Here is a 13,843-nt window from a genome sequence, read left to right on the forward strand (position 1 = left end):
GTATATAAATAATTTTTTTTTATTAAATTTGTTATAGTATTTATAAAGAGTCCCGACTTTGTCGGGATTCTTTTATTTTTTATTATACTTAAACAATGATTTTTATTTAAACAGTTATGGGCAAACCAACATATTTTACTCAGGAAGGTCTGGAGAAGTTGAAGGATGAATTACATCAATTAACAACTTTTGAGCGCCCTTCCATTTCCAAACAAATTGCAGAAGCAAGAGACAAGGGTGATCTTTCAGAAAATGCGGAATATGATGCAGCCAAGGAAGCCCAGGGTTTACTTGAATTGAAAATATCAAAATTGCAGGATGTTTTAAGTACTGCCCGTATTATTGATGAATCTAAACTGGATAATTCCAAAGTACTTATTCTTTCTAAAGTTAAAATAAAGAATACAAAAAATGGAGCAACAATGATTTATACACTTGTTCCTGAAAATGAAGCCGATCTTAAAACGGGTAAAATCTCAATAAATTCACCCATAGCAACTGGCTTGTTGGGCAAAAAAATTGGTGAGAGTGTTGCTATTGCCGTCCCATCTGGAGAAATGGAATTTGAAATAATTGAAATTGGCAGATAAATGGCATCTGTATTCACTAAAATCATAAATGGCGAAATTCCTTCTCACAAGATTGCTGAGACAGATGATTTTTTCGCATTTTTAGATATTAGCCCACTTGCACTTGGCCATACGCTCGTAATTCCCAAAAAAGAAGTTGATTATATATTGAATCTTGAAGACGAATTATATTCACATTTATGGGCTTTTGCTAAAACTATTGCCATTGCTCTTGAAAAATCAGTTGATTGCAAAAGAATTGGAATAGCTGTTATTGGCCTGGAGGTGGCTCATACTCATATTCACCTTATTCCAATTAATAAGGTTGATGATATTAATTTTTCCAGGCCTAAAATGAAATTATCGGATGAACAATATGCCCTAATCGCAAAGGATATTCGTAATAACCTTGCTTTTCCTTTTAATTGATTTTTCGTTTAGGGTTTGCAACAATGAAAGATTCCCAACCTGAATAAACTTTTTTTTCACCAGCTGAATTCTTTTGAAAATAATGGCATACCGCTGCGGCAAGCCCATCCGTAGCATCAAGGGAATTTGGTATGTTTTGAAATACCAATAAGCTTTGCAGCATGGCCGATACTTGTTCCTTTGAAGCATTACCATTTCCGGTAATGGATTGTTTTATTTTTTTTGGTGCATATTCAGTAATTGGGATATTTCTATGCAATGCAGCTGCAATTGCAACACCTTGGGCACGGCCCAACTTTAACATAGATTGAACGTTTTTTCCGAAAAATGGTGCCTCAATTGCCATATCATCCGGTTTGTAAAGTTCGATTAGCTGAACCGTTGATTCAAAAATGTTTTTTAGTTTTATATGATGGTCATCAATTTTGCTCATATTTATTGTACCCAGAGATAGTAATTCCATCTTTTTTTGTTTGATGTGAATTACTCCATAACCCATAATGTTTGTACCAGGATCAATTCCCAGAATTATTCTGTCTGAATTCAATTTTATTAAAATTAAAGATTAAATCATTTTAAGTATATTGCCAGCAATTACAATAGCAATGAAGACAAATTTAGCTAAATATGATGCATTTTTAATTCTTTTTGTCAAATCTCTGGTTATTTGTCTTTCCTTTTGGTTTATTTACCATAGAATTTTTATTTCACAGGATTTTGCACAATTTGAATCTGCATTTAAGAATGCCTTTCTTGCACCAACTTTTTTTCCATTATTAAGTGTTGTTTGTATTCTCTTTTTAATTAATTGGGGAACCGAAGCCTACAAATGGAAAATGATTATCAAAAAGCTTCAGATAATTTCTTTTCCGCAATCTTTCAAGGCTGTTTTTTCTGGAATCACTGTTGGTCTATTCACCCCAAATCGAGTTGGTGAGTATGGAGGTAGAATTATTTATTTAAATAGAAGTAATAGAACCAATGCTGTTGTAATTGCCATAGCCGGAAATCTGAGCCAACTTTTAACTACGCTTGTTTTTGGTATATTAGGAGTGATTTTTTATTACCTTTATTTTAGTCAGTTAAATATCGGATTCATTTCCCTTGTTCTGTTGTTGATTATTCCAATTTGTTTCTTTTTGTTTTTTAATATTAGAAAAATTCCTGTTCTTTTTGGTTCAAAAATTGAAAAATATCTAAGGGCTTTTGCTTTTTTTAGTAATCTTGAATTAATCAAATTGGTATTTTTAAGTACTTTAAGATATTTAATGTTTTTTCTCCAATTTTATATTTTGTTATTGATATTTAAAATTGAAATTCAAATTTTAGATGCACTTGTTTTATTGCCTGTGATATTTCTTGTTATAAGTGTAATTCCCACTTTTGCACTTGTTGAATGGGGAGTTAGAGGATCTGCTGCTTTATTTTTTGTTGGTGCGGTTTCATCTAATAGCGCTGGAATACTTGCTGCTGCAACTATGTTGTGGCTAATCAACATTGCCTTTCCAGCCTTACTGGGTGTAATGTTTATTGCAAACCATAAGCTTTCAATAAATGAATACTGATATTTTACTGTGGGTTGTTGTTTTTATTAGCTCAATTTATATTCTTGTAGTTTCCTCTGCATCCTATCTTTGGGTTAAACACAAACCTATTGAAAAAATAAACTCATTTGTTTCTCCTGTTCCTATTTCTGTAATAGTTGCTGCCAGAAATGAAGAAGATAGTATACTCAGTTGTCTTTCGTCTATTTTAAATCAGAACTATCCTCTTGATTTATTTGAAATTATTGTTGTAAATGATAATTCCACGGATTCAACAAGTAGAATAATTGAAAAGTGCATGAGTGAGAATTCTGAAAATCTAAAACTCATTCACCTGCCATGCGATGCCAGAACAAAATCGTATAAAAAACTGGCAATTCAAACAGCTATAAAGCAGGCTAAAGGAGAGTTAATTGTTACAACTGATGCCGATTGTGTAATGGGACCTGAATGGTTAAACTCAATTGCATGTTTTTACAAGCAACATGGCCATAAAATGATTGTAGGGCCAGTATTTATTGGCCCTGTGGATTCACTTTCCGGAAAATTACAAAATCTTGAATTTTCAGCACTCATTGGAATGGGAGGAGCATTTTTATTGGCAGGCATGCCTTTAATGTGTAATGGCGCAAACTTAATTTACGAGAAAAAATCCTTTAATGAAATCCAGGGATTTAAATCAATTGATAACAAGGCATCGGGAGATGATATGTTGCTTATGCTAAAGTTTAAGAAATATTTTGGTTCAAAAGAAATTGGTTTTATAAAGAATTATGATGCTGTTGTTTATACAAAACCCATTGAAAAATTAAAAATATTTTTTCAACAGAGAAAGCGATGGGCGTCTAAATCAAGAGATTATCATGACGTTGCAGTTGTTTTCCTTGCAGGCATTGTATTCTCTGCATCTTTTTCTTTATGCTTTTGCTTAATAATGTCATTTATTTCCAATAAATTCGCACTCTTATTTGTTTTCTTGTTTGGAGTAAAGTGTTTGATAGATTTGATATTTTTATTTTGTTTATCCTCATTTTTTAAAAACAGAAAGTGGCTTTGGTTAGCAATTCCAGGACAATTGTTAAATATTATTTACGTTCCGGTTATTGCAATAGCTTCTCAATTTGGAAGTTACAACTGGAAAGGAAGAAAATTAAGTTAATTGTACTTTTTATAGTTTATGTTTTTTAAAAAAGATACCTCAGATTTTTATTCCCGCTCACTTTCATATTATACCTGGAAACGATTAAAGAGAAGTAAATTGGCTCTTTTTGGATTAGTGGTAATTGGAATTTCTGTTATTATTGCCTTGCTCGGATCTGTCATCAGGCCTGATTCAAGCCCTATGGCTAATGAAATGCTCTTGCAACTTACTGCAAAAGAACCAGGCTTTACCGCTCAAATATTAAAAATTAGAAAAAACAAAGAGATTCCTTCGGTTAACATTCTGGATAAAATGTTTTTTGGTGGAAAAGAAAACGATCACAATGAAGTTCCAATTAATCGTTATTGGTTTGAATCAGAATACATAGTTGTAGAACAGTATACCGGGCTAAAAGGACATGAAGGCTTACAAACAAAATTCCATATTGCAGATGTACTTTATCCATTGGATTATAATGTGAAGTATGAAGATTATGCAGATAATGGATTTTTAGAATTTCATGTTTTGGGGAATAAAAAAATTAGTAAACCACTACAGGATTTAAGAGATGAGATTGAAAAGAAAAATATAGTGTCAAATACTTACATTTTAGGAACCGACCGCTTTGGAAGAGATATGTTAAGTCGTTTAATGTCCGGTACTATTGTGTCTCTTTCAGTTGGATTTATTTCCGTTTTCATTTCCCTTGTAATAGGTATAAGTTTAGGTGCAATAGGTGGATTTTTTAAAGGAAGAATTGATGATTTTATTGTTTGGCTAATTAATGTTGTTTGGTCTATTCCAACACTTTTGTTGGTTATCGCAATTACATTGGCTTTGGGAAAAGGATTCTGGCAAGTATTTATTGCAGTGGGTCTAACCATGTGGGTTGAAGTGGCGCGTGTGGTAAGAGGGCAAATACTGAGTCTTAGGGAAAAAGAATTTATTGAGGCTGGCAGGGCTTTAGGCTTTTCTGATTCCAGATTGATCTTTCGTCATGTTTTGCCAAACATAATGGGTCCTGTAATTGTAATTTCTGCTGCTAATTTCGCATCCGCAATATTAATTGAAGCAGGATTGAGCTTTTTGGGTATTGGGGCACAGCCGCCAATGGCCTCATGGGGAACTATGATAAAAGATCATTATGGATATATAATTACTGGAAATGCCTTTCTAGCCCTTATGCCAGGGTTTGCCATTATGTTAATGGTTCTTGCCTTTATGCTTGTCGGAAATGGCCTTAGAGATGCTCTTGATAGCAGATCGGCAGATGATTATGATAAAACATCAGGCCCGGTAGTTTAAAACAATAATAAACCTGTTATAAAAATTATTGCTCCCACCACCATCAATATAAGTGTATAAGGCAAAATTTCTTTTCCTTTTAGCCCTGTAATACCTAATAAAGGCAAAGCCCAGAATGGCTGAACCATATTTGTCAATTGATCACCATAGGCCAAGGCCATTATTGCTTTGGCTGGCAAAACGTTTAACTTTAAAGCAGCCTCTGCTATAATTGGGCCTTGAACAGCCCACTGACCTCCTCCGCTGGGCACAAATATATTTACAATGCCTGCACTTAGTAAAGTCAGAACCGGAAATGATTCTGTTGTTGAAATCGAAATAAAGAAATCAGACATTAAAATTGTTAAGCCTGAATATTTCATTATACCCATAATACCAAAATAAAGCGGAAATTGTATTAAAATTCCAGATGCTCCGGATATTGCACTATCAACAGCAAGTAAAAACGATTTGAAATTTTGGTGAAAAACAATAGCCAAACCGAGTAAACTCATGTTAATGAAATTCGGTGTAATTACTGACAGGGAAACAGTTTCAGGGGGAATAAAAATCAGGTATAATATATAAGTTAGTATAAGGCCTCCAGTAACCAGAGATACTAATTGTGAGTTATCTATTTTTTCTGCCCCGGAAATGGTGTGTTTTAAAAGTTCTGTTTGTGGTTTTAATTCGATCTCAGGCTTTGAGTCTTTTGCATATTTACCAAGTAAATACATAAGCAATGGCAAAAAAATCAATAAAGCCAGGGAAACACTAATATTCATTGTTGAAAAAATTGTTTGCGATTGAGAAATCAATCCAAGTTTAGCTTCTAAAAAATGGCCAGGTTCTGCTACTTTAATGGGAGCAGAACCGGATAAACCTCCGTGCCATACCATTAATCCGGAATATCCTGCGGCCCCAATTAATCCATAATTTATTTTATAACCATTGATTAGGGCTTTTTCTGCAATTTTTCTTGCAAATATAGCTCCGAACACAAGGCCTAGTCCCCAATTAAAAAAACTAACAATTAAAGAAAAAAAACAAACTATTAATGCAGTCTTTGCTGTGTTTGAACAAGTTTTAACCAACAGGTTGATTAATTTATCCACTGGTTTAGAAAGTGCGAGAACATGACCAAGAACCAGTATTAGCATCATCTGCATTGCAAAAACCATCAAAGCAGAATCCCAAACTCCTGCATACCAATAATCAGCTAACTGGACTAGATAAGGCCTGGAATTATCCGCTAAAGGATCATCAGTAAGGATGCCAGCAAGACTAAAGGTGATGAATGTTAATAAAAGGGCAATTGCAAATGGCGATGGTAAAATTTTATGAAATGCCCTGGCAAACCTGTCTGAAAAATTCATTGTTTAAAAAAGAATGTTTTGTTTTTCAATAAATTATTAGAGCTAATTATTTTAGCTAATGCTTGGGTTAAATGTAAAAAAAAAGCTGCCAATTCAGGCAGCTTTTTTCAACTATTTCAATGTTTAATTAAAACGGCAAATCATCATCAGCAGGTGGCAATGTTCCATTTAAAGATTCACCGGAACCAGATGAAGCGGCAGCTGCTTGTGCTGAAGAAGCATCCACAGCATCTATTTTCCATGCTTGAAGATTTACAAAATATTTTCCGTTAAATTCATTTCCCCTTAAGTTAAAAGCAACCTTAACTTCACTTCCAGGAGTTACCCTGTCTAAAAGACTGCATTTATCCTTTATTACTTCCAGTTTAATATCCTGTGGATATTGTTCATTTGTTGTTACTACAAATTCTCTTTTTGTAAACCCGCTATCAAAAGTTTGCACATCACTTACTAATTTCACTTTTCCTGTTAATTCCATAATACATTAATTTTTATAATTGAACTTTTAAAATGTAAAAATACTATTTTTTTAAAACATAAAAAACAGCTGTTAATTATCCGTTAAAGGCTAAAAGTGTTTTCCATGCATCCATTACCTGGCCCTTATCCAGCAGTGTTTTTGCCATTTTATGCAATTGCTGTTCTAATTGCTCAGGATTGTCCTTTAGCTTTATGAAGAACTCACTTAATTCCATTAATTTAAATTCGTTTACTTCTGTTTCATCAGGCAGTTTTTCTACGTTGCCTAATTTTCCAAGGTCATTTCCTGTTAAAATACTGCTGCTGGAAATATTCTTTGGTATTTTATCGTATCCTATTCCTATGGTAGCTAAAGGCTTTTCTACCTCGAACAATGCATCTCCGCTTGCCCGGCAGTACCAGTTTGCACCCATTCTTGCAACAAGATCTATCTTAAAAGGATCAATCATTTGATTTTCATTTAACACTTCTTCACTTATGTGCATTTTAATAATTTCACAAATTATTAGGTTTCCTGCACCTGCAGAATCTCCCAGTTCAATAATATCAATAACTGTGCATTCCATTTGCACTGGTGATTCCTTTACCCTGAAAGGCTTTACTAAATCAGATTTAAGGGGAGTAAAGCCTGATTTTTCAAACTCATTTACTCCTTTTGCATATTCCGTGCTGGAAAGCGACATTTGTTGGACCATGTCATAACTTACCATGTTTATAACCACTTCCATGGTTTCTTTTATATTTTCAAATGTGTGTTTGGTGGTATTGTCACGCCCTCTTCTTGCAGGCGAGAAAACAGCTATTGGGGGATTAGCGCTAAATACATTGAAAAAACTAAATGGACTTAAATTCGGATTCCCATCCGTGTCCATTGTGCTTGCAAAGGCAATAGGCCTGGGTGCAACTGCACTTAACAAATAACTGTGCAGAATGGATGTTTTAGTATTCTTGGGGTCAATGGTGAGCATTTTTTATTTAAATTAAATGAACTTCAAAATTAACAATTAACAGGGCAAATGATCAATATTATGGGGTGTATAATTTATTGAAAGGAAAAATAGTTTAATATAATACGCAAGAAAGTGTAAAATATAATTTTTGAAATAAAAAAAATTGTATCTTTGCAGTCCTTAAAAATAAGAATGCGGATGTGGCGTAATTGGCAGCCGCGCCAGACTTAGGATCTGGTGCCGTGAGGCGTGGGGGTTCGAGTCCCTTCATCCGCACTGAAAAAAAACCGTAAATAGTTAATTACTATTTGCGGTTTTTATTTATTTCTTATTTCCATTAATAATCTATAGAAACAGCCAATCAGAATGCCTTGGGATCAAGCGGAAAAGTTGGGGGGAATGAACAAAAATCATTTCTTTGCAAAAAACATTCTACGTGCAAAGAGACGAAAATCACTGCCTGGCAAACTTGATCTTGCCAGAAGGAATCTTGGAATTTTTTAAGATTGCCAAAATAGATCCTTTAGAAAAATCTTATCATATTTATTTGGAAGAAAAGAATACTATTCCTGAAGAATATTCCCATCATAAACTAACCTTGCTTGCTTTTTCAGCATGGTTTAAAATTGCTTCCTAATTGTTTGATCCCGATTTTTGGCATAAAAAAAGAAGCTGCAAATGAAATACAGCCTCTTTTTTTAGGAATTCGTATTAATTTCTTCTTCTCTGAAAAGTTCTGCTGTGAGTCCTTTTAACTTCGCCCACTACACCAACTGGCGCCTTGGAAAAAGTAAAATGTTCAGGTACAGCAACAGGAATGTTTGATTTAAGTAACTTGTTTATCCCTTTTAAACTGTCTTTTTCATCAGTTGCACAAAAGGATAAAGCTACACCTTCTTCTCCAGCCCTGCCTGTTCTGCCTATACGATGAACATATGTTTCAGGAACTTCAGGTAGTTCGTAATTAATTACGTGAGTTAATTTATCTACATCTATTCCCCTTGAAGCAATATCTGTTGCAATTAGAATTTTTATAGTCCTGTTTTTAAAGCCGGTTAATGCTTTTTGCCTTGCATTTTGTGATTTGTTTCCATGAATTGCCTCAGCACTAATTCCATTTCTATTTAAATCCTTAACCACTTTATCAGCTCCTCGCTTAGTTCTTGTAAATACCAAGGCGTGTTCAATTACCTCTGATTTCAAAAGATGTTGTAACAAAGCATTTTTATCTCCTTTCTCAACATAATAAACCGATTGTTTAACCTTTTCGGCAGTAGATGAAACAGGAGCAACCTGCACAGAAACAGGGTTGTTCAGTAAACTGTCAGCCAATCCTTTTATTTCGGGTGGAACTGTTGCGGAGAAAAATATAGTATGTCTCTTTACTGGTATTTTCGTAATTATTTTCTTTATATCCTTAACAAAACCCATATCGAGCATTCTGTCTACTTCATCAAGTACGAAAAATTGAAGCGAATTAAGTCTTACAAAGCCCTGATTCATAAGATCAAGAAGTCTTCCTGGAGTTGCAATAACAATATCTACCCCTCTTTGCAGAGCGTTTGTTTGTTTGCCCTGTGAAACTCCACCAAAAATAACAGTGTGTTTTATGTTTAGGCCTTTGCCATAATCCCTGAAACTCTCATCTATTTGAATAGCCAGTTCCCTGGTTGGAGCAAGAATTAAAGCTTTAATTCCTGGTCTTCTTTCTTTTAATTGTTGCTGATGAAGTAATTGTAAAATTGGAACAGCAAATGCAGCGGTTTTTCCAGTACCTGTCTGTGCACAGCCAAAAACATCCTGTCCTTTTAGAATATGTGGTATCGCTTTTTCCTGAATAGGTGATGGCTGTGTGTATCCCTTTGATTTTAAGGCCTGGGAAATAGGCTCAATAATATTTAGATTTTCAAATGTCATAAAGTTGTTTTAATAAATAATTGTAAATGTAATGACCGGAAAAAACTAAATAGTTCTGAGAAGAGTTCCTGGTCTTTTTAGAGGGTAGGTTGAGTTTCTAAGGTGCAAATATATGCTATTTAAACTTATTAACCTAATTTAGAGGATTATAATATTCAAATCAACCAATGTATTGTCTTAAATTCATTCATCTTTTTAAGGTAAAACCTCAACCCCTTAACATAATATTTAAAACGGTGCTTATCCATAATAAGTATATTCAATAGCTGGGTTTGGAGTTAGAGTAAAATAAATTATAAATCTCGGTTTACCTTTATATAAAGAGTAAAAAACAAGTATCATAAGGTCATCAAAGACAATAAATCCTTTTCATTAATTTTTTTCCAAAACCAAATTTTCAATGCCTTAAGTTTTATTAAAAGATACTCGGTTTATCAACGCATTACAATGATTAATAGAAATAGAAATTTTAAATTACCGTTTAAATTAAACACAGGTAAATAATTTAGGTTTTAATATTCAATCTTTTTAGGATATAATTTCACCTAAAACTTTTAAAAATCACTTATTTATTGATATTTTTGCCTCACTGCTTTTCATTATTTGTGTAAAGTATTGGATTTTATACTAATATTCTTTAATTTCAATTAAATACAATAATTATTACCTATTTATGATATCTGAAATGAACATTACGAAAGAACAAATTGATAATTTAAATGCTGTTGTAAGGATTAAACTTTCTCCTGAGGATTATGCCTCTAAAGTTGAAAAAACGCTTCGCGATCACAGTAAAAAAGTGAGTATGCCAGGATTCAGGCCAGGAAAGGTTCCTTTTGGAATGGTGAAAAAGATGTATGGAAAAACTGTAATGGCTGAGGAGATAAATAAAATTTTATCTGAATCTTTATATTCATACTTACAAGAGAATAAAATTGAAATTTTAGGAAACCCATTACCAAGAACGGATGAACATATAGACTGGGATAATCAAAAAGAGTTTGAGTTTTCTTATGATCTAGGTTTACTTCCTGAATTTTCGGTAAACTTAGATAAAATGAAAAAATTTGATTTCCAAACCGTTAAAGTGGATGAGGATTTGATAAACAAACAAATAGAAGACATCAGAAAAAGATACGGTAAAATGGGATCTCCAGAAATATCAAATCAAAATGATGTGTTGTTTGCGGAATTGGTTGAACTGGATGAAAACGGCAATGTTAAAGAAAATGGTATTGCAAAATCATCCACAATAGTACTTGATCGGATGAAAGATGAACAAACCAAAACTAAACTTACTGGTTTGAAACTAGAGGATACTATTAGTGTTGATCCAAAAAAGCTAAGCGAAAACAGCACTGATTTAGCTGCAATGCTAGGAGTTGACAAAACTATTGCCGAACAGTTAAATACAAATTTTCAACTTACGGTTAAAAATATTTCCCGCATTGAGCCCTCTGAAATCAATCAGGAAATGTTTGATAAGGTTTATGGGCAGGGAACTGTAACTACAGAAGAAGAATTCAGAACAAAGGTGGCCCAGGATATTTCTGCTATGTTTCAGGGAGATGTAGACAACAAGCTTTTTAATGAAATTAGTAGTGCATTGATAGACAATACAGCAATATCGCTTCCAGATGAATTCTTGAAAAGATGGATGCAAACGGTAAGTGAAAAACCTGTAACAATAGAACAAATTGAGGCAGAATACGATAAGTATGCCAAGGGCCTAAAATGGCAACTCATAGAAAACAAGTTGATTAAAGAGTATAAAATTGAAGTAAGCCATGAGGAAGTACTTGCCTTTACAAAGGAAATTATAAAAGATCAATTCGCACGTTACGGGCGTATGAATATGTCTGATGAGGAATTGAGCGAGACTGCAAAGAGAATCATGGAAAATAAAGAAGAGATTAAAAGGATCTATGAGCGGATTTACGATAAAAAAATGTTGGATCTTTTTAAGGAAACTATTCCCTTAAATGAAAAACCAGTTTCGATTGATGAATTTTATGAGTCGGCCAATAAGGCTTAATTGTTTGGTAATATTACTTTTTATATATAATTTTAAAAATTATCTAATTTAAATCTAAAAAAGATGTTTGATCAGAACGAATTCAGAAAGTACGCAACTAAACATCGCGGAATTAACAGCCTAACCTTTGATAGTTATACTGCTTCGGTAACACCATATATTATAGAAGAGCGCCAGCTTAATGTTGCCCAAATGGATGTTTTTTCCAGATTGATGATGGATAGGATCATTTTTTTGGGAACTGGTATCAATGACCAGGTTGCAAATATTATACAAGCTCAGCTTTTATTTCTTGAGTCAGCAGACGCTAAAAAAGACATCCAGATTTATCTTAATTCTCCAGGAGGAAGTGTTTATGCAGGTCTTGGGATTTATGACACCATGCAATATATTGCACCTGATGTTGCCACTATTTGTACCGGTATGGCAGCTTCGATGGGCGCAGTCTTATTATGTGCTGGTGCTGCAGGCAAGCGTTCTGCATTAAGACATGCAAGGGTTATGATCCACCAGCCTATGGGTGGAGCAGAGGGTCAAGCATCTGATATTGAAATCACTGCCAGGGAAATACAAAAACTAAAAAAGGAATTGTATGATATAATTGCTGACCATTCAGGACAACCTTATGATAGGGTTTGGGGTGATAGTGACCGTGATTACTGGATGACAGCAACCGAGTCAAAAGAATACGGAATGATTGATGAAGTATTGATTAGAACCAAAGCATCACCTAATAAATAAAAACACCTTAATTGCCGTTGTTGTTTTAATGATTTTGAAATAACCAGGTTAATGGAAACAAAAGAAATGACTAAGAATAATATAAGGTGCTCTTTTTGTGGAAGAGATAAACAGGATACCGCTGTTTTAATCGCAGGTATTACAGGTCATATTTGTGATCATTGTGTTACACAAGCCCAAACAATAGTAAAAGAAGAGATAGCCGAGAAGTCCAATAAGGCCTTAAACAAATCACTAAAACTACTTAAGCCCAAAGAAATTAAGCAATTTATTGATGAATATGTAATAGGACAGGATGAGGCTAAAAAAGTTTTATCTGTTGCTGTTTACAATCATTACAAAAGGATTACCCAGAAGTTTCCCAAAAATGCAGATGAGGTTGAAATTGAAAAATCAAATATCATTATGGTTGGAGAAACTGGGACAGGTAAAACACTATTGGCAAAATCAATTGCTAAAATGTTAAACGTGCCTTTTTGCATTGCCGATGCCACCGCTTTAACCGAAGCTGGTTATGTTGGAGAGGATGTTGAGAGTATTCTTGCCAGACTTTTTCAGGCTGCAGATTATGATATGGCTGCAACTGAGAGAGGTATTGTATTCATTGATGAAATTGATAAAATTGCTCGTAAGAGTGATAATCCTTCTATTACCAGAGATGTTTCAGGCGAGGGTGTTCAACAGGCTTTGCTCAAATTAATTGAAGGAGCTGTTGTAAACGTTCCACCACAAGGGGGCAGAAAGCATCCTGATCAAAAATACCTTCAGGTAAATACGAAGAATATACTTTTTGTATGTGGTGGTGCTTTTGATGGAATTGACAAAATAATTTCAAAGCGATTAAATACAAATTCAATTGGATATAGCTCAGGACAGGATACAGAAGTATTGGACAAGGAAAACATGCTTCAGTATATTACTCCCCAGGATTTGAAAAGTTTTGGATTAATCCCTGAATTAATAGGTAGAATTCCAATGTTAACATACCTGAATCCACTTGATAAGGAAACATTAAGAAGAATTTTAACCGAACCCAAAAATGCGCTTGTTAAGCAATATATAAGACTTTTTGAAATAGATGGAATAAAACTTACAATTGAAGAACCTGTTTATGATTTTATTGTGGATAAAGCAATTGAATATAAATTGGGCGCAAGGGGACTAAGGACTATATGTGAGGCTGTGATGCTTGATGCTATGTTTGATTTACCTTCAGATAAAAACGTTAAGGATATTAAAATAACCATAGCCTATGCACAGGAAAAATTAAGCAAAGCAAGAATTAATAAACTTAAGGTTGCATAAATTTGATTACAATAAAAAAAGAGGGTGGTTTATTAAAATCACCCTCTTTTTTTATTGTAATTTTTTTGATGT

The 13,843-nt window shown here is 33.8% G+C and carries 14 protein-coding genes and 1 tRNA gene; 10 read left to right on the forward strand and 5 right to left on the reverse strand.

Annotation, left to right across the window (positions count from 1 at the left end; genetic code table 11):
* Positions 1 to 116 precede the first annotated feature (116 nt).
* Positions 117 to 590: a transcription elongation factor GreA gene (gene greA, locus H0V01_08070; protein MBA2583323.1), complete on the forward strand. Its 474-nt coding sequence runs from the start codon at positions 117 to 119 to the stop codon at positions 588 to 590.
* Positions 591 to 998: an HIT family protein gene (locus H0V01_08075; GenBank protein MBA2583324.1), complete on the forward strand. Its 408-nt coding sequence runs from the start codon at positions 591 to 593 to the stop codon at positions 996 to 998.
* On the opposite strand, the gene ruvC is transcribed toward H0V01_08075, so the two are convergent.
* Positions 991 to 1,545 (reverse strand): crossover junction endodeoxyribonuclease RuvC, encoded by a 555-nt coding sequence (gene ruvC, locus H0V01_08080; protein MBA2583325.1) that lies wholly within the window; start codon positions 1,543 to 1,545, stop codon positions 991 to 993. The two genes, H0V01_08075 and ruvC, sit on opposite strands and share 8 nt — an antisense overlap.
* Before the next feature lie 58 nt (positions 1,546 to 1,603).
* On the opposite strand from ruvC, the gene H0V01_08085 reads away from it, so the two are divergent.
* The 3 genes from H0V01_08085 to H0V01_08095 are packed head-to-tail and all read left to right on the forward strand — an operon-like array spanning position 1,604 to position 4,988.
* Positions 1,604 to 2,563: a flippase-like domain-containing protein gene (locus H0V01_08085; GenBank protein MBA2583326.1), complete on the forward strand. Its 960-nt coding sequence runs from the start codon at positions 1,604 to 1,606 to the stop codon at positions 2,561 to 2,563.
* Positions 2,553 to 3,701, forward strand: a complete 1,149-nt coding sequence (locus tag H0V01_08090) for a glycosyltransferase (protein ID MBA2583327.1) — start codon at positions 2,553 to 2,555, stop codon at positions 3,699 to 3,701. The genes H0V01_08085 and H0V01_08090 overlap by 11 nt, the downstream gene beginning before the upstream one ends.
* An 18-nt stretch (positions 3,702 to 3,719) precedes the next feature.
* Positions 3,720 to 4,988 (forward strand): ABC transporter permease, encoded by a 1,269-nt coding sequence (locus tag H0V01_08095; GenBank protein ID MBA2583328.1) that lies wholly within the window; start codon positions 3,720 to 3,722, stop codon positions 4,986 to 4,988.
* Here H0V01_08095 and H0V01_08100 read toward each other — a convergent pair.
* From H0V01_08100 to H0V01_08110, 3 genes are all read right to left on the reverse strand, one after another.
* Positions 4,985 to 6,343, reverse strand: coding sequence for a short-chain fatty acid transporter (locus H0V01_08100; protein MBA2583329.1), 1,359 nt, complete (start codon positions 6,341 to 6,343; stop codon positions 4,985 to 4,987). The two genes, H0V01_08095 and H0V01_08100, sit on opposite strands and share 4 nt — an antisense overlap.
* Before the next feature lie 127 nt (positions 6,344 to 6,470).
* Positions 6,471 to 6,821 carry a DUF3127 domain-containing protein gene (locus H0V01_08105; protein MBA2583330.1) on the reverse strand — a complete coding sequence of 117 codons (351 nt, stop codon included), beginning with the start codon at positions 6,819 to 6,821 and terminating at the stop codon, positions 6,471 to 6,473.
* A gap of 76 nt (positions 6,822 to 6,897) precedes the next feature.
* On the reverse strand, positions 6,898 to 7,791 hold the full coding sequence (locus H0V01_08110) for a flavin reductase family protein (protein MBA2583331.1): 894 nt from the start codon (positions 7,789 to 7,791) through the stop codon (positions 6,898 to 6,900).
* Positions 7,792 to 7,967: 176 nt separating this feature from the next.
* Between H0V01_08110 and H0V01_08115 the strand changes: the two genes are divergently transcribed.
* Positions 7,968 to 8,049, forward strand: a tRNA-Leu gene (locus H0V01_08115).
* Between the two features lie 142 nt (positions 8,050 to 8,191).
* Positions 8,192 to 8,410 (forward strand): hypothetical protein, encoded by a 219-nt coding sequence (locus H0V01_08120; protein MBA2583332.1) that lies wholly within the window; start codon positions 8,192 to 8,194, stop codon positions 8,408 to 8,410.
* A 74-nt stretch (positions 8,411 to 8,484) separates the two neighbouring features.
* On the opposite strand, the gene H0V01_08125 is transcribed toward H0V01_08120, so the two are convergent.
* Positions 8,485 to 9,690: a DEAD/DEAH box helicase gene (locus H0V01_08125; GenBank protein MBA2583333.1), complete on the reverse strand. Its 1,206-nt coding sequence runs from the start codon at positions 9,688 to 9,690 to the stop codon at positions 8,485 to 8,487.
* A gap of 685 nt (positions 9,691 to 10,375) precedes the next feature.
* On the opposite strand from H0V01_08125, the gene tig reads away from it, so the two are divergent.
* The 3 genes from tig to clpX all read left to right on the forward strand — a co-directional run bounded on the left by tig (position 10,376) and on the right by clpX (position 13,771).
* On the forward strand, positions 10,376 to 11,725 hold the full coding sequence (tig, locus tag H0V01_08130; protein MBA2583334.1) for a trigger factor: 1,350 nt from the start codon (positions 10,376 to 10,378) through the stop codon (positions 11,723 to 11,725).
* Between the two features lie 63 nt (positions 11,726 to 11,788).
* Positions 11,789 to 12,466, forward strand: a complete 678-nt coding sequence (clpP, locus tag H0V01_08135; protein MBA2583335.1) for an ATP-dependent Clp endopeptidase proteolytic subunit ClpP — start codon at positions 11,789 to 11,791, stop codon at positions 12,464 to 12,466.
* A gap of 66 nt (positions 12,467 to 12,532) precedes the next feature.
* Complete coding sequence (gene clpX / locus H0V01_08140) at positions 12,533 to 13,771, forward strand: ATP-dependent Clp protease ATP-binding subunit ClpX (protein MBA2583336.1); 1,239 nt, start codon at positions 12,533 to 12,535, stop codon at positions 13,769 to 13,771.
* Positions 13,772 to 13,843: the final 72 nt, after the last annotated feature.

The sequence above is a fragment of the Bacteroidota bacterium genome (assembly GCA_013696965.1).
GTDB lineage: Bacteria > Bacteroidota > Bacteroidia > JACCXN01 > JACCXN01 > JACCXN01.

Coding starts and splice junctions, on each gene's coding strand:
- H0V01_08105 (MBA2583330.1), bottom strand. CDS start 6,821: ATGGAATTAACAGGAAAAGTGAAATTAGTAAGTGATGTGCAAACTTTT.
- H0V01_08100 (MBA2583329.1), bottom strand. CDS start 6,343: ATGAATTTTTCAGACAGGTTTGCCAGGGCATTTCATAAAATTTTACCA.
- H0V01_08090 (MBA2583327.1), top strand. CDS start 2,553: ATGAATACTGATATTTTACTGTGGGTTGTTGTTTTTATTAGCTCAATT.
- H0V01_08110 (MBA2583331.1), bottom strand. CDS start 7,791: ATGCTCACCATTGACCCCAAGAATACTAAAACATCCATTCTGCACAGT.
- tig (MBA2583334.1), top strand. CDS start 10,376: ATGAACATTACGAAAGAACAAATTGATAATTTAAATGCTGTTGTAAGG.
- H0V01_08085 (MBA2583326.1), top strand. CDS start 1,604: ATGAAGACAAATTTAGCTAAATATGATGCATTTTTAATTCTTTTTGTC.
- H0V01_08075 (MBA2583324.1), top strand. CDS start 591: ATGGCATCTGTATTCACTAAAATCATAAATGGCGAAATTCCTTCTCAC.
- greA (MBA2583323.1), top strand. CDS start 117: ATGGGCAAACCAACATATTTTACTCAGGAAGGTCTGGAGAAGTTGAAG.
- clpX (MBA2583336.1), top strand. CDS start 12,533: ATGACTAAGAATAATATAAGGTGCTCTTTTTGTGGAAGAGATAAACAG.
- H0V01_08125 (MBA2583333.1), bottom strand. CDS start 9,690: ATGACATTTGAAAATCTAAATATTATTGAGCCTATTTCCCAGGCCTTA.
- clpP (MBA2583335.1), top strand. CDS start 11,789: ATGTTTGATCAGAACGAATTCAGAAAGTACGCAACTAAACATCGCGGA.
- H0V01_08095 (MBA2583328.1), top strand. CDS start 3,720: ATGTTTTTTAAAAAAGATACCTCAGATTTTTATTCCCGCTCACTTTCA.